The organism is Aliirhizobium wenxiniae, assembly GCF_014201355.1.
GTDB lineage: Bacteria > Pseudomonadota > Alphaproteobacteria > Rhizobiales > Rhizobiaceae > Neorhizobium > Neorhizobium wenxiniae.
Map to the genome: position 1 here is coordinate 403,266 of NZ_JACHEG010000003.1, position 17,179 is coordinate 420,444.

17 protein-coding genes are annotated in these 17,179 nt (G+C 59.0%); 5 read left to right on the forward strand and 12 right to left on the reverse strand.

Annotation, left to right across the window (positions count from 1 at the left end):
- Positions 1 to 344: 344 nt before the first annotated feature.
- From HNQ72_RS17280 to HNQ72_RS17300, 5 genes are all read right to left on the reverse strand, one after another.
- Complete coding sequence (locus HNQ72_RS17280) at positions 345 to 815, reverse strand: nuclear transport factor 2 family protein (RefSeq protein WP_183993578.1); 471 nt, start codon at positions 813 to 815, stop codon at positions 345 to 347.
- Between the two features lie 104 nt (positions 816 to 919).
- Positions 920 to 1,246: a nuclear transport factor 2 family protein gene (locus HNQ72_RS17285; RefSeq protein ID WP_183993580.1), complete on the reverse strand. Its 327-nt coding sequence runs from the start codon at positions 1,244 to 1,246 to the stop codon at positions 920 to 922.
- A 13-nt stretch (positions 1,247 to 1,259) separates the two neighbouring features.
- Positions 1,260 to 2,243: a saccharopine dehydrogenase family protein gene (locus HNQ72_RS17290; protein WP_183993582.1), complete on the reverse strand. Its 984-nt coding sequence runs from the start codon at positions 2,241 to 2,243 to the stop codon at positions 1,260 to 1,262.
- A 1-nt stretch (position 2,244) separates the two neighbouring features.
- Complete coding sequence (locus HNQ72_RS17295) at positions 2,245 to 2,640, reverse strand: VOC family protein (protein WP_183993584.1); 396 nt, start codon at positions 2,638 to 2,640, stop codon at positions 2,245 to 2,247.
- A gap of 15 nt (positions 2,641 to 2,655) precedes the next feature.
- Complete coding sequence (locus tag HNQ72_RS17300) at positions 2,656 to 3,399, reverse strand: SDR family NAD(P)-dependent oxidoreductase (protein WP_183993586.1); 744 nt, start codon at positions 3,397 to 3,399, stop codon at positions 2,656 to 2,658.
- A 136-nt stretch (positions 3,400 to 3,535) separates the two neighbouring features.
- Here HNQ72_RS17300 and HNQ72_RS17305 point away from each other — a divergent pair, with 136 nt between their 5' ends.
- Positions 3,536 to 4,417: an AraC family transcriptional regulator gene (locus HNQ72_RS17305; protein WP_183993588.1), complete on the forward strand. Its 882-nt coding sequence runs from the start codon at positions 3,536 to 3,538 to the stop codon at positions 4,415 to 4,417.
- An 81-nt stretch (positions 4,418 to 4,498) separates the two neighbouring features.
- Here the strand turns inward: HNQ72_RS17305 and HNQ72_RS17310 are convergent, their stop codons facing one another.
- From HNQ72_RS17310 to HNQ72_RS17320, 3 genes are all read right to left on the reverse strand, one after another.
- The gene (locus tag HNQ72_RS17310) at positions 4,499 to 6,403 is read right to left on the reverse strand and encodes a cation:proton antiporter domain-containing protein (protein WP_183993590.1); all 1,905 of its coding nucleotides are present in this window, start codon (positions 6,401 to 6,403) and stop codon (positions 4,499 to 4,501) included.
- A 3-nt stretch (positions 6,404 to 6,406) separates the two neighbouring features.
- Positions 6,407 to 7,027: an NAD(P)H-dependent oxidoreductase gene (locus HNQ72_RS17315; protein ID WP_244654522.1), complete on the reverse strand. Its 621-nt coding sequence runs from the start codon at positions 7,025 to 7,027 to the stop codon at positions 6,407 to 6,409.
- A 152-nt stretch (positions 7,028 to 7,179) separates the two neighbouring features.
- On the reverse strand, positions 7,180 to 8,037 hold the full coding sequence (locus HNQ72_RS17320; protein WP_183993592.1) for an alpha/beta fold hydrolase: 858 nt from the start codon (positions 8,035 to 8,037) through the stop codon (positions 7,180 to 7,182).
- Between the two features lie 901 nt (positions 8,038 to 8,938).
- On the opposite strand from HNQ72_RS17320, the gene HNQ72_RS30565 reads away from it, so the two are divergent.
- Together HNQ72_RS30565 and HNQ72_RS17330 are read left to right on the forward strand one after the other, a co-directional pair.
- On the forward strand, positions 8,939 to 9,223 hold the full coding sequence (locus HNQ72_RS30565; protein ID WP_244654523.1) for an OsmC family protein: 285 nt from the start codon (positions 8,939 to 8,941) through the stop codon (positions 9,221 to 9,223).
- A gap of 526 nt (positions 9,224 to 9,749) precedes the next feature.
- A complete protein-coding gene (locus tag HNQ72_RS17330; protein ID WP_183993594.1) occupies positions 9,750 to 9,935 on the forward strand; it encodes a hypothetical protein in 186 nt (61 codons plus the stop codon).
- Between the two features lie 117 nt (positions 9,936 to 10,052).
- Here HNQ72_RS17330 and HNQ72_RS17335 read toward each other — a convergent pair whose 3' ends face one another.
- The 3 genes from HNQ72_RS17335 to HNQ72_RS17345 all read right to left on the reverse strand — a co-directional run bounded on the left by HNQ72_RS17335 (position 10,053) and on the right by HNQ72_RS17345 (position 13,892).
- Positions 10,053 to 11,180, reverse strand: coding sequence for an HlyD family secretion protein (locus HNQ72_RS17335; RefSeq protein ID WP_183993596.1), 1,128 nt, complete (start codon positions 11,178 to 11,180; stop codon positions 10,053 to 10,055).
- Complete coding sequence (locus tag HNQ72_RS17340) at positions 11,177 to 12,874, reverse strand: MFS transporter (protein ID WP_183993598.1); 1,698 nt, start codon at positions 12,872 to 12,874, stop codon at positions 11,177 to 11,179. Before HNQ72_RS17340 ends, HNQ72_RS17335 begins: the two co-directional genes overlap by 4 nt.
- A 184-nt stretch (positions 12,875 to 13,058) precedes the next feature.
- Positions 13,059 to 13,892 (reverse strand): SDR family oxidoreductase, encoded by an 834-nt coding sequence (locus HNQ72_RS17345; RefSeq protein ID WP_183993600.1) that lies wholly within the window; start codon positions 13,890 to 13,892, stop codon positions 13,059 to 13,061.
- 97 nt (positions 13,893 to 13,989) lie between these two features.
- On the opposite strand from HNQ72_RS17345, the gene HNQ72_RS17350 reads away from it, so the two are divergent.
- Positions 13,990 to 14,946: a LysR family transcriptional regulator gene (locus HNQ72_RS17350; RefSeq protein WP_183993602.1), complete on the forward strand. Its 957-nt coding sequence runs from the start codon at positions 13,990 to 13,992 to the stop codon at positions 14,944 to 14,946.
- A gap of 307 nt (positions 14,947 to 15,253) precedes the next feature.
- Positions 15,254 to 16,096 (forward strand): alpha/beta fold hydrolase, encoded by an 843-nt coding sequence (locus tag HNQ72_RS17355; RefSeq protein WP_373289486.1) that lies wholly within the window; start codon positions 15,254 to 15,256, stop codon positions 16,094 to 16,096.
- A gap of 115 nt (positions 16,097 to 16,211) precedes the next feature.
- On the opposite strand, the gene HNQ72_RS17360 is transcribed toward HNQ72_RS17355, so the two are convergent.
- Positions 16,212 to 17,075 carry an MBL fold metallo-hydrolase gene (locus tag HNQ72_RS17360; protein WP_183993606.1) on the reverse strand — a complete coding sequence of 288 codons (864 nt, stop codon included), beginning with the start codon at positions 17,073 to 17,075 and terminating at the stop codon, positions 16,212 to 16,214.
- Between the last annotated feature and the right edge of the window lie 104 nt (positions 17,076 to 17,179).

The window sequence follows — 17,179 nt, forward strand, 5'->3', positions numbered from 1 at the left end:
TTCCCAACCCCGCAAGCATGCCCACGGGGATCGACAACACTTTGATTGCATTTAGTCGATGTTTAACGGCAGGGTCCTGCATCCGCGAACGGACAGGATCCACTGTGAGCGCTTTTTTTCGTACTTTGACCAAGTGCGGTAGGCCGTCCTGAACGCTATCGCTGAAGCATTGACGGCAGGTAAGCGCCACAAGCGGACACGGCGCAGCCCCTAGCCACACCATAGGCTGCTTAACCGCCCTGCTCCCTGATTGCTGCAGCGTCTGTTTGGATACTAAACGCAGGAATATCGAGAGGGCGGCGAACAATGTCTCGCCGCCACCCTCCTTGAGCACACATGGGAGGCTAGATGCCGGAGAGAACTCCAATGTCGCCGGTGCGCCAGACGTTGTCGACCGTGTTGCGGGTGATGACCCAGAGGTCGCCGTTCCTCTTGAGTTCGACATCGTAGCGGTTCTTCATCAGGTAGTGACGCGAGGGATCGCTGCGGGGAACGTGCTGCGCCTCGACGAGAACTTCCATGCGTGCCGTGTCACCGTCGATGGTCACCCGCGGATTGCTGACGGAATGCGTCGTATCCAGGGCGGCGAGCGATGTCGTCAGCGCGGAAACGATGACGTCCCGGCCCTCGATGACCGGATAGTCGAATCCGGCCTTGGCGGCAGCCGGCCGGAAGTCGGAGACGGCATTCTCCGCCAAAGATGACGAGAGGAGATTGTTGTCGCGAAAATCGATGCCGGCGGCAAAGCGATAGAGAGCCTCAACGACGGCTAGTCTGTCTGCTGCGTCCTGTGCGAATGATGGTGAAATGGTCATGAACGTGCTCCTTGTCATGCCGGAGGCCTACGGAATGCAGACCGTCCCCAGCATCGGCGCGTTGGGCGCCGATGTTTCTGGTTCGATAGGACTGGTGGGGTCTGCTATTCGAGATCGGCGTCGATGCGCTCGATCAGGCCGGTGGGATTGATCGCGATCTTCAGGATGCCGATCTCGTGTCCGAAATCGCCGGTGAAATCTAGCCGGACGCTCGAATGGAAGGTGTCCAGTTCTTCCACGGACAGCAGCTCGCTGCTGGTGCTGTAGCCGACAAAGAACCGCTCGAGGTATTGGCGGACACCAGTGTGGCCAATGAAGGCGTCGCCGACCGAGACATCGTCAATGACGGCGTCGGTTGCGAACAAGGACAGTGTCCCTTCCACGTCGAAGGCATTGGCGGCCGCGATGAAGGATTCGACAAGCTTTTGCATGATCGCCGGTTCCTCAGCCATCGCTGATCGAGGTGTCGGCAATGGTCTGCGCAAAGCCGGCGCCGAACAGGGTAGCGGGAGTCTGGAAACCAGGACGGACTTCGCCGCCGAGAACGCGCCGGCCGGCCTCGGCTGCCGCCATCGCCGTAAACGTGTAGCCGTTGACCGTATCGAGGACGGAATGGGTGACCTTCCCATCCGCGCCGGTGACTTCGACGGACGCCTGATAGCGGTTCGCCAGTCTCTCCTCTTCACTCGGGCCGTCCGGAAGTGTCGAAAGATCACCCTGTGGGAAACCGTCGCCAGTGACATGCACGAAGGTCTCGACATCGGGAACACCCGTCGCCCGCCAGATGGTGACGAGATCGGGCAACGTCACCGGGAAGCAGTCGACCGCACCGCTGCCAAAATCGAACTTCCGGATGCCGTCGGCGGCAATGGCCACAAGCTCGCCGTCCACCCGCGCCAGGGTCTCGACGGTGACGTTCTCCATGGCGCTGATCGCCGATCCGCGCGAAAGTCCGCCCGCCACATGCAGCGCGATCCTGATCTTGCGAGGGTCGTTCACACGCGATGCCGCATGTCCCGCGAGACTGCCGAGCATGGCGACACTGCCACCGCCGCCCGGTATGAGCATGACACCTGCAGCCTTCGCGTCGTCGTCCAAAGTTTCGGCCAGACGATAGCTGTCGAGTTCGGCGGCGGTGTCGAGATAGTGGACACCGTTGCGCATCGACGCCTTCATCAGGGCGTTGGCCGTGCGCATAAACGGACCGGCGCAGTTCAGAAGGACGGAGGTGCCTGCCAGATCGGCATCGATCGCTGCAGCATCGTCGAGACCAAAGACGCGGTATTCGACGCCGAGTTCTGCAGAAAGCGTTGAAAGGGTCGCTTCGTTGCGGCCCGCGAGAACAAGCGGCGTGCCTGCTTTCTTCGCATGCTCAGCCGCCATGCGGCCGGTATAGCCGGTCGCGCCGTAGATCATCAGTTTTGTCATTTTAGTGCTGCCATTCCTTGTAGACGAATTCGAGGCTGTAGCCGTCCGGATTACGGACCTGGGCGGCGTAATAGCGGGGGTCGTAGTGGAGCTGTGCTCCCGGCGGATGGATTTCCGAAGCGCCTGCCAACATGGCGGCGGCGAAGGCGGCGTCGACCTGGGAGGTGCCATCGGCGACGAAGCCGATATGAGCGGCACGGCCTTCGACCACGCCTTCGCGGAGCCAGAAAAATACCCGGCCGTTTGCGCCGAACCCCTTCAGGTCGGGATGTCCGGGAGGGCCGTCCTTGCCTTCGTAGTCGTGGGCGTGAACGATGCCGAGTGGGGCCAACGCCGCCTCGTAGAAGGCGATTGAGCGATCGATATCGCTGACGGAAATGAAGACATGGTCGAGCATATCGTTCTCCTTCGTTCAGATGATGTAGCCGCCTGCGACCTCGATGTTCTGGGCGTTGATCCAGCGGTTCTCGGAAGACAGAAGGCTGGCGACAACGCCACCGATCTCTTCAGACTCGCCAACGCGGCCAAGTGCCGTCTGGCCTGCAAGCATCGCCTCGAACTCGTCGTTCAGGCCGCCGCCGAGTTCCGTGCGGATTGCGCCGGGCGCGATCGAGTTTGCCCGGATGTCCCGCTCGCCGAACTCCTTGGCCATGTAGCGGGTCAGGACCTCAAGACCACCCTTGAATGCCGCGTAGGGTGCGACGCCTGCGGTTGCCACGCGCGTGGTCGCACTGGTGATGTTGATGATCTGGCCGCCGTCGGCCATCAGCGGGAGCAGGATCTGGGTGAGGAAGAACGGCCCCTTCAGATGGACGTTGAACAGCCCGTCGAACTGTTCTTCCGTAACAGTCTCGATCGGATTGAAGAGGCCGTATCCGGCATTGTTGACGAGATAGTCGAAATCGCCCCGGCCGAAGACGGACCGCAGTTTCGATGCAACAGTATCCCGGAAGGCCGGGAACGCGCCGATGTCGCCGACGTCGAGTTTTAGGGCAACGGCCTTGCCGCCGTTCCCCATGATCGTCTTCACGACATCATCCGCTTTTGCCGGGTTGCTGTTGTAGGTCACGACGACGCCCATTCCTTTAGCCGCGCATTCGATGGCTGTGCTGGCGCCGAGACCCCGGCTTCCCCCAGTGACGATGACGATCTTCATGGCTGTTTCTCTGTCCGTTTGGTGTGACCTGAAGCTAGGCCTGCGCGGTCTCGCCCGCTCACCTATTCCTCTCCGAAGCTTGCCTATTTCTGCTTCCCTGTTGCAGAGGCGATCCTGCCCTGTCACGGTCACCTTCATGGAAAAGCAACTTCAGGAACTGCGCGCTCTCGCGTTAATGGCGGAAAACCGCCGCACGGAAACGGGAATTCCCCGTGTTGCGATGGTCCAGGGCGAGATCCCGGAGCATCGGCTTTCGGCCGTCTACGAGCCGATGATCAACCTGATCCTGACGGGCTCGAAGACGATGACAGTTGGCGAGCGGACTTTTGCCTACGACCCGGCGACGTATTTCGTCATGTCGGTCGACCTTCCGGCGGTAGGATCTGTTCACCCTTCGGTGGCGGGAGAACCCTATCTCGCGGTCAGCCTGACACTCCACCCGCCGACGGTCGCTGCTCTCATCAGCGACCTGCCCGTGCAGGTCTGCAGCAAGCTCTTCGGCTCCGGCTTCTCCGTCGCGCCGGTCAACGACGAGTTCCTCGACGCCTGGGTGCGGATGCTCCGGCTGATGGACCGTCCGGACGAAGTCGCCGTGCTTGCGCCTGCCTACGAGCGTGAGATCCTGTTCAGAGTGCTGCAGGGCCCGCTGGGCTGGATGCTGCGCGACATTGCCGCGCCCGATGCGGCACTGTCCCGCATCGGCGTTGCGATCCAATGGATTCGGGAAAACTTTGCCAAGCCACTGAGGGTCGAGGCTCTTGCGGAGATGGCAGCTCTAAGCGTCTCGGCGTTCCATCGACACTTCAAGGCAATCACGGCGCTCAGCCCGATCCAATATCAGAAGCAGGTCCGGCTGCTGCATGCGCGCAGGCTTTTGATGGCTGGAGAAGGAACGGCAACGTCGGTCGCCTTCGGCGTTGGCTATGAAAGCCCGAACCAGTTCAGCCGAGAATACGCAAGGCAGTTCGGGTTACCACCCTCAAAGGATCTCATGCGTCTTCGGGGCGAGGCTGGGTGACGGCGTCTGGGTCGGTATACTTTCCCCTAATGACCGCAAATTGCACTGCAGGAAAATTTCTGGCTTGTTGACGCGTGATACTCACGAAGGAAGATCGATCCCTGCACTCTTCGGTACATGAATGGAGCCTGCGTCAGGTGCGTTCCAACCCCGCGCTACCATCTCATCATATCCAGAACGATACCCCATCATGGCGTTCTCGATTACTTTGCCGATATCGTTGAACCCGGCGACGAAATCGGGATTGCTCGCCGCGGGCGTATCAACGTCAACTAACTTCGCCATCCGAGCCAACCCCGCCGTGTCCTGTTCGACGAATACGGCTTTGCGCTTTTCCACCTCGTAGGGATGCATGCCGAGAGACTCCAAAGCCATGCCCGCAGCTTGCACCGAACCATCGAACATCTCACGGACGATATGATCCGCTCCTGCATCCAAGAGCTTGTAGTGATGCAGTCGATCGTATGCTCGGACGATGATTTGGATATCGGGATTACTTCGACGAGCGTAGGCAACGATTTCGGTAGCTCTATCCGGGTCGTCTATGGCGACAACGAGTAGCGCTGCGTGGGCCAGCCCGGCCGAGTCGAGCAGATCCGGCCGCCCCGCGTCGCCAAAGAATGACTTCACGCCGAACTTTCGGACATTGTCGACAACGTCCGCCCTGTAGTCCAGGACGACAGGCTTGTACCCGTTCGCGAGAAGCATCCGGTTTACGATCTGTCCAAAGCGCCCCACTCCGGCAAGGATTACAGTACCCTGATCCGGTTGGTCGGCACGTCTCTGATTCCGCCCACGTTTTTCGAGCATGATCACGATCCTGTTGGACAGTGCGAAAAGAACGGGTGTGAGAACCATGCTGGAAGTGATGATCAGCACCGATACCGAAACGGTCGTGGGTGAAAGCAGTCCGCGATCTCCGCCGATTGTCAGCAGGACAAAGCCGAATTCCCCTGCCTGCGCGAGCCCGAGGGCGAAGAGCCACCCCGCAGGACCGCGGACGCGGAAAAACCAGGCCAACGGCAGAAGGACGAGCGCCTTGATTACCATCAGGCCAAATGTGGCGGTGACTACCGTCGACCAATTTGCCAATAGGATCTCGGGGTCAATCTTCGCGCCTATCGTCATAAAAAACAGTCCGAGCAGAAGGCCCTTGAAGGGCTCGATATCGTTCTGTAGCTCGTGTTTGAACTCGCTGTTCGCCAGCACGACACCACCCAGGAATGCTCCGAGGGCTGGCGAAAGGCCTACAGCGGACATCAGGACAGTGATACCGACCACCACCAGAAGCGCGGCTGCGGTGAATACCTCGCGAAGTCCGAGAAGAGCTATGGTTCTGAAGATCGGACGCGAAAGGTAGTGTGCCGCTGCAACGACCACACCCACAGCCGCGAGAGTAAGGACCGCTGAGGCCCATCCAGGGAGGTCTGTCAGCAATGCTGTTCCGCCATGCCCCGCTGAATCTCCTTGTCCGCTCCCGGCGATCAGCGGAATGCATGCGAGCATTGGAATGACAGCCAAGTCCTGGAAAAGAAGCACCGCGAAACTCGCCTGTCCTCCATCAGATTTCAGTAGGCCCTTCTCTTCCAGAGTTTGAAGAACGATTGCCGTTGAGGACAAGGCTGCGACGAAACCAAAAAGAAGGCTTTGCTGCGAGGTAAAGCCCAAACCGATACCAGCAGCGGTTATGGCACCGATCGTGCCGACCACCTGAAGCCCTCCGAGGCCGAGGAGTTTGTCCCTGAGACGCCACACCATCTGTGGGTCGATCTCCAGTCCTATCAGGAACAGCATCATGACGATTCCGAATTCGGAGAACTGTTCGAGGTAGCCGGACCCCGCAACCGAAATCTGGAAGACGGGGCCGATCAAAACACCAGCTGCGATGTAGCCGACGACCGACCCAAGGCCGACACGTTGCGAGACAATGACGGCGAGGACCGCCGCGGCAAGGTAGCAGAGTGCGTAGAAAGCCAAGCCTTCCAAAGGTCAATTCCTCATCAGATCATTAAGTTCTGAGCTTCCGAAAGTCGGAAGGGTGCGAACGCGCGCCAGGTCGAGCCTGTCGTCGCGAAGTGCGGTCAGCAGTTGAGGGTAGGATCGAATGTGATGCTGCGCGCTCTCGTCGTCGAGATGATTGGCGGAGTAAAGTACAAATGGCGGAAGGTAGTCCATCCCGCAAAGGGTGGCTGTTTGTTCGAGCGGATACATGAAGTGCTCGACTGCGCGGCGATTGCCACCGTTGTCCGAATAGTCAGACTTGCTTCCTCCCGTCGTCACGCACGCCAGCGTTTGCTTTCCTCCCAGCTTTTTTCCCTGTGGGCCATAGGCGAAGCCGTACTCCAGAACCAAATCTTGCCACTGCTTGAGAAGAGCCGGGGTCGAATACCAGAAGACGGGAAACTGAAAAACAATAACGTCGTTTTCCATCAGTCGGCGTTGCTCGCGATCGACATCGATGGAAAATCGGGGATATTCAGCGTAGAGGTCGACAAAAGTTACGCCCTTGAGCGCTCGCGCCGCCGTGGCCATCGCAGTGTTGATACTGGACTTTCGCTGAGCCGGATGCGCAAAAAGAACCAAAACCCGCATCGCAGTCTCTTCTCTCATGAAATCTGGCCGCGCGCCGTGACGTGAACCCCGTGAAGCCGCCGTTATCTCCCGTAACTCCGGGGCTTTATTGCAAGATCATGCTCTCGCGGCGGATCGCGGGGGAGCCAATGAGCCTCCTGTTCGCACCACCCACCTTTCTATCCACGTGATTAAGACTCACTGTAATTATTGGCGAGGTGGCTGTAGCCTCCATTGATCCAGTCAGCGATCGCCGCGCCGTACAGTGAGGCTGCATCTTCCCAGATCAAGTGTCCGCCCTCGAGCAAGACTTGGCGACTGTGCTTGATGTGTTCGACAAGGAGTTGCCCATTTGCAGGCGGGACGAGAGGATCGTCGCGGCCGGCGAGAACAAGTACCGGGGACTGGATCACCCTCAATCGTTCTTTGAGAGTTGGTAACTCTTCCGGATATGAACGGACAAAATTCGCTGCTTGATCGAAGCGTGTTGCCGATGACGATAGCCAGTAGTCCTCCATGACAGCCGGGGGAGTGGGATTAGCCGCGGACTGAGTGACGAAACCAACTGCGAGATCACCTCCCTCCTCCTCGGCGAACGCCCCAGGCTGCGACGAGATGAGGTCGGTAAGTCCGCCGGCCGCAAGCTCGACACTTGTCGCACCGCTTCCAACGACAAGGCTCTCGAACAGAGCTGGATGGTCAGCGGCAGATGAAAGCATAGCAAGCGCGCCGACATCGGGGCCGATGCCGTGCATACGCTTGATGCCCAGTTTCCATGCCGCACGGGCGATGAAATGGCCCATTCTGGTCGGCGACATCAGATCGGAGCGCCCCTGCGACATCCCGAAGCCCGGAAGGTCGATGGCGACGTATGGAGCAAACTTACCAATATGCTCCACGATACCCCTGAATGCGTAGATACTCTCCGGCCAGGGGCTGGAAATCATTACGGGGATACCGTCAGCACTCCCACCAGTTGCCAAACGCACGTTGACGCCGTCGATTTCGAGATATGAAACCTCGCCTATATCCGGAAGCACATTCGCCATCTCACTACCTCCACTCGCTCGAGTTCGACACGAATGTGTCGATCAACCGAACTCCGGTGATAGGATTTGTCACGAAGCGATTTGGAGATTGTCCGATCGTGCGTTTAAGGTGCCCGACCAGTGCGTTATCCTACAATAAGCAGGGCACGGCGACGCTCATATTCACCTCATGCAGGGCACAGTCCCTGGCCACCTTGAGGATCGTACAATGAAACTCGCACTTGCCGCCTTTGGCGTCCCAGCCTTCTTTATGTCATCCGCATTTGCATACGCACTTGAGCCAATCCCAGGCAGTATCATCTACCAGGGTCAACCTGCCCATCGCCTTCAAAAATCACCTGCCGGCAGTACGTTTACCCATGAGTTCACCTCGGGGCTGCAGAACTACACCGAGACCTACAAGATCCAGCCTGACAGGTCTCTTGTCATAATTGACCGCAGCCTTCGGTCAAACAATCGATAGCACCAGTGATCGTGCAAAAAGCGCGGCTTCGTCTTCCTTCGAGCACGGCCTGTAGCGGCTTAATCTTGTGGCGTGACTTTTAGGCGAGCCCAATCAGCATTCTCAGGCGGAAGCGGACCTTGCCTGCACACTTAACCAATGTCTCGTCACTAAGCGCAATTCGAAGGAAACAGCGATGTCGCAACACGAATTGAAAAAAACCATCAAAGCCTATCTTCGCCCTATCGATCGGGACGGCCTTATCACCTTTGCCCAAAGTGGCCGGGAGAACCCCGAACGTCGCGGTACGAACATAGTTCACACGGTCTGTGAGGGGCAGTATCGTACGTTGAGTTATGTCGGCGACCACGATCCGGTCATCGTCGATGAGCCTCTGCATCTGTTCGGCCAAGACACCGCGCCGGCACCCGGCGAAATCGTACTTTCGGGTCTAGGCGGATGCCTCGCCGTCGGGATTACTGCGGTTGCCACATTCAAGAATGTCCGCTTTCTCGGCTCGAACTTCATGTCGAGGGGGATGTTGGGAATACCGCTGCCTGGGGCGCAGGTGGCGCGTCCCGTGAGCCTTCGCAGATGGGTTTTCAGGCGATCCGGGTGAAGGTGGATGTCGAAGGCGACGCCACTCGCGAGGAATTGGAAGAGATTGTCAGGCAGGCGAACTACTTCTCCCCGGTCGCCAACTCGATGCGAAATCCTATCCCCCTTGAAGTTTCGCTTTCGTAGCTTCGGCAAGCAACGCACGGAATAGCCGATGATCCGCATATACGGACCATCGGTTATAATGGTTTCAAGCAGCCATCTCGGTGCAGCTTTTCGCGCACACGCGGCACGCCTCGACGCATTCCCGCATGAAGTGGGCCGGCTCGGTGTGCTTCCCGCCCATCTCCAGGCGCCGTGGACAAGCAGACGCTGTAGCAGCACAGGCAGTTCTCGATACATTCTCTCATCGCGGGATCGGCATGTCTCATTGCTGAAGGGCTCTTTTTCATGTCCGCCAACCATCCCCCTGCACCACAACGACGATTGTAGAATTCCGTCGCCACCGAGGTCGTCGGTGGCTCCCTCGGTGGGCAGCCCTAGAGAGAACGATCGTACTATAGACCCGCATGGCATGGGTTTACCCATAGCAGAGAGGGATGATCAACTCGAACCGATTGGTGACGACATGGCTCTCAAGCTTTCAGAAACTTCGTGCATCTTCAGACAGGTTCCGCTAGGGCGGACGAAGCCACGAGTGGTCGCACGGGGCATGCTCGCTGCGAACGACAATGTCATCCGCGCCAAGACATTCGAAGCTACGTCAGCCGACGATAACCCGTCGTTGGCGGATGTCGGGCCGCTCCTCGCTCTCACGGTGATCTCCGGCGGCACCTTCTACGTGATCTCCACCGTGCTTTCCGGCTGCTTGAAGTCGTTTCCCATATTTTATCCCTAGTACTCGGGAAACTTCACATGCCGATTGTGCCTTGCGGAGGGCATGGCGTTTCAATCTCGCGGCCGGTGGTCCGTTGGATCGTTGAGCATCCGCCATGCTTGCCTCCTGAATGGCTGATTACGGCGTGTTGTTAGATGAGGTATCGACATGGGCTTCCACGGACATTCCCGGGCCGAGCCTTTCGATATCTGGCTGGTTCTCGTCGATCTGGATGCGGACAGCGATACGTTGCGGTATCTTCGTGAAGTTGCCGATCGCATTGTCGGTGCGCAAAACAGAAAATTCGGATCCGGCAGCGGGCGAAATGTCCTCGACTGTCCCGTCGAAGCGGACCCCCGCCAATGCGTCGACAAAGAACCAAGCGCGCTGTCCCGGGCGTATCGCCGCCGACTGTGCCTCTTTGAAGTTGGCGATGACCCAACGTGCCTTGGGCACCACGAACATCAGCTGGCTGCCATTCGTCACATATTGGCCCTGTCTGGCGCTCACGTCGCTAAGCTTCCCGTCTTCGGGAGCGCTCACGACTGTATAACCGAGGTCGATCTCTGCGAGTTGCAGTTTGGCCCTGGTGCTCTCGACGTCCGCTTCGAGAGCCTTCTCATTCACGCTGGCGGCCCTTAGTGCCTGCTCCGCACTGCCCCGAGACGCGGCTGCCTCTTGGACAGCCGCAACAGCCACACCTCGCGATGCGCGGGCAGCGTCTTCGGCGCTGACAGAACCTGACCCCTGCCCCGCGAGCTGCGACGCCCGTTTGAAGTCAGCCTCCGCCTTAATAAATTGAGCATTCGCGCTGGCAATCTTTGCTTCCGCGGTCGCGATATCGAGTTTTCTCTGGGCTATCGTCTGCTTGTTGTTCGCCAGATTGGAACTAGCGATGTCTAGGTCGGCTTGGGCGGCGGCAACCTGTGCCCGGTAGACCCGGTCGTCGATATGCAGGAGGACATCGCCCTGTTTGATAGCGGCATAGTCCTTCACCGAGATTTCCCGGATATATCCAGTCACCTGCGGACTGATAACCGTCGTCCGTCCACGGACATAGGCATTGTCTGTTTTCACCACCCTTGTGGAGAAAGGTGGCAGCTGCCAAGCGGCCAAGATCGCAGCCATGCCTACCCCCACAAGGGCGACGGCGAAGACCCGCGTCAACAGACTGCTGATCTTTGGTTGCCATAGCTGCTGCTGAGGCGGGGTTTCGTCCGCTGCCCGCGACGTCGCGACGGAGGGGATCGGGGAGACCGCGTTCATGAAGCTTTACTCCAATATTGCTTGATCGCGTTCACCGCGATGACGGCTGCAAGCGCGACCATCCCGGCCGATGCGGCAAGCGAAATGGCGGTGAATACGTCCACGTATCCGGCGACACGGGCATAGAGGGAGATTTGCTGAGAGAGTGCGGCAACACCTTCTGCCGATCTCAGCACGGGGTCCGCTATCAGGGGGGAGTATTGCGCGGTAAGCGAGGAGAGCAGCGCCGTCACATCGGATTCGGATTTCGCCGCCTGGGCAGCGTAGGTCCCGAGGTGGTATTGCTGGGCGTGGAAGAGGTAGGTTTGCGTGAAGGCGTTCCCCGTCAGCGTTCCGACGGATTGCGTCACGTTGAAGAGCGCGATGAAACTCGTCATCCGCACCCCGCCGTCGGCAAGAACCCTTCCCAGGCCGAAGATAAAGAGAGGACCGATGAACAGCGTCCCCGCGAACCCCATCATTCCCTGCGTGATCAGTAACTGCGGGACGCGTGTCGACACGCTCGATCCGGTGTCGAGATACGTCGCCGCCACGACGATGAAGAGGGAAGCGAGTACCATATAGGAGAGTCGTGCCGGAGAAACGGTCAAAGCCGCAGCGGTCAGTCCCAGCAGCGCCCCGACAAAGATAGCGCCCGTCAGAGGTATGATGTCATCGTTCGCAAGTCCGAAATCGCGCAGCATCGTCAGGACTCCGATCGTCTGTTCAGACTGCACGAACCTGCAGAGCACGGCGATCAACGCCCATCTGACGAACGTTCCGGCCGAAAGCCACTTCACGTCGACCAATGGCCGCTTGCGATGCGCCTCGATTGAAACGAAGAGCGCGAAACAGGGGATGCAGGCCGTGAAGAACCAGCCAATCCAGGACACGTTGGTCCACCAGAGATAGCTCCCGAGCCCCATGGCCGACCCGAACAAGATAAAGCCCACCGCGTATAGGGAGAAGCTGACAACGTCCAGGGGCTCGAAGGCTTTGGATCTCACGCTCGGCGGGAGGCGGACGATAGATACTATACCGAGAACCGTAAGGGACAGGCCAAGTTCAAAAAGGTAGAGCCCATTCCAGTTTCCGAAGGCCAGGAAGTCCTTTGGTATAAGCCAGGCGAGAGGAAGGGAAAGCTGCGGCGTCCCGATGCCGAGGCATACGGCCTTGAGCCTATGTGCCGCCGGAAACGCCTGGATCATGTAGAACACCCCGAGGGTCGTTAGCGCTGAGGCCGATATCCCACTCGCCGCCCGCACCAGGATGGCCCCCGCCAACCCATGGACGAACAGGTGAGAGCTGATCAGAAGGGCCTGCAGCGTCAGGAAGATCATGCAGAAAGACCTGATCCCGAACTCCTGGCGGTATTTCACGAGCACGCAACCCGTGATGGCGTTCGTCACCAAGTAGGCGACGGAGAGGTAAGCAGCCTCGCTGAGGTCGAGACCAAGCGCGCCCTGAAGATACGGGAGATTGGCCGCGACGATCGCGTTTCCGAGCGCTCCGGTGATTCCGACGAGGACTGAGGTGAATGCAAAGACAATGCGTCGGCGCGTCGGGTGCGGCGGAAATCCTGGAGCGCCGGGGATAGCGGGGCGCTGTCCTTCGGGGTACTCGAAAGGCTCGTTGTCCTGGTAGAAATGCTGCCTCGGAACCGCGACTCGCACTCGCCGCTTTTCTTCTGTCAGCTTCCACGGGGTAAATCCCACGGCGACCCGCCTTTCCGATACATCGGGTTGTGCGGGGTATTCCGCCATGACCCAGAAAGCATTCGGCCCTGACGTCTCGTCATGAGGCCCGCCGGAACGTTAACGGCGGGCCAGTTGCGCATATTGAACGATCCTGCCGCGGAAAAGTGCTCCCGCGCGGCACGCACCTGATAGCGCAGAGGACTTAGCGGAAGTCGGTGGTCGGAGCGATTGCCCTGCTGGTTTCGAGCTCGTGCGTGCGTGCCTGGAGCGCCTTCTCGATAGCGGCAAACGCGTCGCTTCCCAGAACAAGGCGACGCGGTGCTGGTGTCTCGCACGCGCTTTCCAGAATGGCGGACGCCATTTTCTCCGGATCCCCGACAGGCATTCTCGAGGTATCGGAAAGAAAGGCCTTCACCATGCCCACTGGTGTTCCGTTGTAGGCGTCGGGCGCCGAACCAGCGTTGGCGGCGGCGGCTTCGCGGAAAGTCGTGCGGGCGGAACCCGGCTCAATGATCGTGACGCCGATGTTCAACGGAGCGAGCTCCTGGGAAAGTGAATCGAAGAATCCCTCGATGCCCCATTTGCTGGCGTGGTAGAGTGAAGCGCCCGGATGCGTCGCCTGACCGCCATAGGTGGAGATCGCGATGATGCGGCCGCCGCCCTGGTGGCGGAGATAAGGGATGGCAACCCGCGTCACCTCGATCGGGCCAACGAGGTTGGTGTCTATCTGGTGCCGTATTTGGTCAGTCGAAAGCCCTTCGGCCGCGCCGAAGAGCCCGTATCCGGCGTTGTTGACGATGACGTCAATGCTACCGAATTTTGCGAAGGCAGCCTTCACGCAGCCTTCGATCGCCTCGATGTCGGTGAGATCCAGCTGCGCAACCCAAAGCCTATCGGGATAGCACGCCTTGAGGTCGTCGACCGAACCCTGCTTCCGAACCGTGCCGGCAACCCGGTCACCGTTCTCAAGGGCTTGTGTCGCCATTTCGCGACCGAGGCCGCTGTTGATGCCTGTAATGAACCATGTCTTCGACATTGCAAATCTCCTTGTTGGGAATGCCTCGTAAGACAATATGCATTTGCATTGCGTGGTAGAATTGTGCAATCCCGCACGAACCAATGGGGAAATGGCCATGAATGAGCGTCCGACGCTCTCGGAGCTGACCGCGCTAGCGACTGTTTACAAGCTACGCAGTTTTCGTAAGGCCGCGGACGAGCTGGAGATTTCGCCTTCCACGCTTAGCCATATCATCCGCGACCTCGAAACTCGGCTCGGAGCCAGGCTTTTCAACCGGACGACCCGTAGCGTGTCGCCGACGGAATCGGGCGAGCGGCTGGTGACACGCGTAAGCCCCCTGCTTCTTGAACTCGACACCGCGCTGAGAGAGGTGAACGACTCAAAAGACCTGCCGCGGGGGGTACTGAGGCTGACGGCTTCCGACACGGTTGCGATGATGCTCGTGGAGACCGTCATTCCTCATTTCCTCCAGAAGTACCCGGAGATGTCTGTGGATCTGGTTGCCGAGGCCGCTTTCGTCGATATCGTCGCCGAGGGTTTCGACGCTGGGTTCCGGCTTGGTGAAGCGGTCCCGCTGGACATGATAGCCATCCACGTCGGAGGGCCATCGCGTATGCTTGTGGTCGCTTCTCCCGCGTATCTGCATGGTAGGGAGATCCCGGCGACCCCTGATGACCTCGCGCTGCATAACTGCATCCGGTCGCGAACCCCTGCGGGCCGGAACTACCGATGGGAGTTTGAATTAGCCGGTCGCCCCCATCCCGTTGAGGTCCAGGGAACGCTGACACTCAACCGGACAGAGCACATGCTCAAGGCGGCGTTGTCCGGAATGGGTATCGCTTTCGTTCCGGAGATCATGGCGGCCCCATATCTGAGCTCCGGGCAGCTGAGTTCGCTGCTGGAAGAATGGTGCCCGCCCTACCCCGGCATATACCTCTACTATCCGGGCAGGCGATTGCTCCCACCGGGTCTGAAGGCATTCATAGATGTCCTCAAGGTTTCAGGGCTTTCGAAACGTGAACCAGATAGCGCTCCAATCCGTCCTTCCGGGATCGATCAGAACTCAAAGTGATACGGCCAATCGCTGAAGTCCCGAGATGACGTCGTCGAACCAAGGCTGCCGGGACGCAAAGAGGGGGCCTGCACCGCGTCCACCGACTGCAACGGGCGTGCCCAATCCTACAATAATCCGAACCTCGCTGCCTATAGCTTCCAGTGCATGCCGAGACCCGGCACGAATAATGGAGCGCCTTGTGACCTACGACCTTTCCCGCCGACAGACACTCATTGCAGGGGCAGCCGTCTCTTTCTCTATGTTTGTGCCGGTCGCTGACGCAGCCGACAAGAAGAGAACCACGGACAACAATGGAGAATTCGAAATGACCGAAGCTTTCGTAAAAACCAAGGACGGCGTCGAGCTGTATTTCAAGGACTGGGGTCCTAAGGACGCCCAGCCGATCGTCTTCCATCATGGCTGGCCGCTATCGTCTGACGACTGGGACGCCCAGATGCTTTTCTTCGTCCAGCACGGCTATCGCGTCGTCGCCCATGACCGCCGCGGCCATGGGCGCTCGTCCCAGGTGGCCGATGGTCACACAATGGACCAGTACGCGGCTGACGCCTCGGCCGTTTATGAGCACCTGAACCTCAAGAACGCAGTCCACATCGGCCACTCGACAGGTGGCGGCGAAGTCGCACGATACGTCGCGAAGTATGGCGAACCCCAGAATCGCGTCGCCAAGGCCGTACTGGTGAGCGCCGTTCCGCCGCTTATGCTCAAGACCGAATCCAATCCCGGCGGCCTTCCGATGGACGTCTTCGACGGCCTTCGCAACGGTTTGGCAGCCAACCGAGCGCAGTTTTATCTCGACGTTGCTTCCGGCCCGTTCTACGGCTTCAACCGCGACGGCGCAAAGGTCTATCCGGGCGTCATCCAGAACTGGTGGCGGCAGGGCATGATCGGTGGCGCAAAGGCCCATTACGACGGCATCAAGGCGTTCTCCGAAACCGATCAGACCGAAGACCTCAAGAAGATCACGGTGCCCACGTTGGTCATGCACGGCGACGATGACCAGATCGTCCCTATCGACGACGCGGCGCGGCTGTCCGTGAAGCTACTCAAGAATGGGACGCTCAAGGTCTATCCAGGCTACCCGCACGGCATGCTGACGACGCACGCAGACGTCATCAACCCGGACCTCCTGGCGTTCGTGAAGAGCTAATGCAGTAACGTCGCCGACCGTACTTTGGGGCGGGCATACCAAGAAATTGGTGTGCCCGCTCACTTATCTGAGCCCCATCAGGCAGGATACAACTGAATTCCGCGATATCCTTGCTTCAGGCCATAAGGCAAACGAACCCACCGTCTTCCGGCTTCCCTACACGGCAGCAAAATGGCTTGGCAAAATGGACCGGCATCAACCATGTTCCGGTCTCGCTTAGGCTTTCTAGCAAACTGAGCCGTGTGGAAACGGCAAGGTCCGGGGAAGCACATGCGGCCGAACTCCAGGTCGGAATGTGGATCTGGATGGGATGGTGGACGATATCCCCAGTGAAAACAGCCTTGCCGTCTCCTGACGTCAGAATCAAATGGCAGTGCCCGAGCGTATGTCCGGGACTCTCTTCAATGCGCAGTTCGTCGCAGATTTGGTATGGCGTATCGACGAGGAGCCATTGGTCGCTGTCAGTGATCGGCTGGATCGTATCGACGATCATGTTCTCGTTGTCGGGAAGTGCCCTCTCGTCCGCCAAAAGCTGCTCGAACTCGGAGCGGGATGCAATGTATCTGGCGTTCTTGAACGTCGGTACCCATCGTCCGTCCACGAGGCGCGTGTTCCAGCCCACGTGATCGATGTGGAGATGTGTGCAGAAGACGATGTCAATATCGTCAGGGTCTATACCGGCTGCCGCGAGGTTTTCCATATACCGCGAACTCATCATCGAAAAGAACGGGCTGTCCGGTCGGTTCTTGTGGTTGCCGCTGCATGTATCAACCAGAACGGTAAGGTTCGGCAGCCTGATCAGCCAGCTGTGAATCGATCCCATCAATCGCCCGTCTTCAGGCGAATAGTGGGCGGGAACCATCCAGTGCAGGTGTTTCTCTACGGCCGCATCACTCCAGTCGGGAAGGAACGCTTGCGGCGGGAACCCCAAGCCGTGATATTCCTCGATGCGAGTGATCTCGGCGTTACCAATCTTCATCCGGTGGCATCCCCTTCGATGCTCAGTCCAGTTATGACGGGCAAAAGGGTCTGATCAAGCTAACCCTATGGCTAGGTATAGCGCGGCCCCCCGACGGGTTATGA

What these genes read in the sequence shown, in the direction of transcription:
- HNQ72_RS17280 (WP_183993578.1), bottom strand. Translation starts at nt 815, where the DNA reads ATGACCATTTCACCATCATTCGCACAGGACGCAGCAGACAGACTAGCC.
- HNQ72_RS17285 (WP_183993580.1), bottom strand. Translation starts at nt 1,246, where the DNA reads ATGCAAAAGCTTGTCGAATCCTTCATCGCGGCCGCCAATGCCTTCGAC.
- HNQ72_RS17290 (WP_183993582.1), bottom strand. Translation starts at nt 2,243, where the DNA reads ATGACAAAACTGATGATCTACGGCGCGACCGGCTATACCGGCCGCATG.
- HNQ72_RS17295 (WP_183993584.1), bottom strand. Translation starts at nt 2,640, where the DNA reads ATGCTCGACCATGTCTTCATTTCCGTCAGCGATATCGATCGCTCAATC.
- HNQ72_RS17300 (WP_183993586.1), bottom strand. Translation starts at nt 3,399, where the DNA reads ATGAAGATCGTCATCGTCACTGGGGGAAGCCGGGGTCTCGGCGCCAGC.
- HNQ72_RS17305 (WP_183993588.1), top strand. Translation starts at nt 3,536, where the DNA reads ATGGAAAAGCAACTTCAGGAACTGCGCGCTCTCGCGTTAATGGCGGAA.
- HNQ72_RS17315 (WP_244654522.1), bottom strand. Translation starts at nt 7,027, where the DNA reads ATGAGAGAAGAGACTGCGATGCGGGTTTTGGTTCTTTTTGCGCATCCG.
- HNQ72_RS17320 (WP_183993592.1), bottom strand. Translation starts at nt 8,037, where the DNA reads ATGGCGAATGTGCTTCCGGATATAGGCGAGGTTTCATATCTCGAAATC.
- HNQ72_RS30565 (WP_244654523.1), top strand. Translation starts at nt 8,939, where the DNA reads ATGCCTCGCCGTCGGGATTACTGCGGTTGCCACATTCAAGAATGTCCG.
- HNQ72_RS17330 (WP_183993594.1), top strand. Translation starts at nt 9,750, where the DNA reads ATGCTCGCTGCGAACGACAATGTCATCCGCGCCAAGACATTCGAAGCT.
- HNQ72_RS17335 (WP_183993596.1), bottom strand. Translation starts at nt 11,180, where the DNA reads ATGAACGCGGTCTCCCCGATCCCCTCCGTCGCGACGTCGCGGGCAGCG.
- HNQ72_RS17345 (WP_183993600.1), bottom strand. Translation starts at nt 13,892, where the DNA reads ATGTCGAAGACATGGTTCATTACAGGCATCAACAGCGGCCTCGGTCGC.
- HNQ72_RS17350 (WP_183993602.1), top strand. Translation starts at nt 13,990, where the DNA reads ATGAATGAGCGTCCGACGCTCTCGGAGCTGACCGCGCTAGCGACTGTT.
- HNQ72_RS17355 (WP_373289486.1), top strand. Translation starts at nt 15,254, where the DNA reads ATGACCGAAGCTTTCGTAAAAACCAAGGACGGCGTCGAGCTGTATTTC.
- HNQ72_RS17360 (WP_183993606.1), bottom strand. Translation starts at nt 17,075, where the DNA reads ATGAAGATTGGTAACGCCGAGATCACTCGCATCGAGGAATATCACGGC.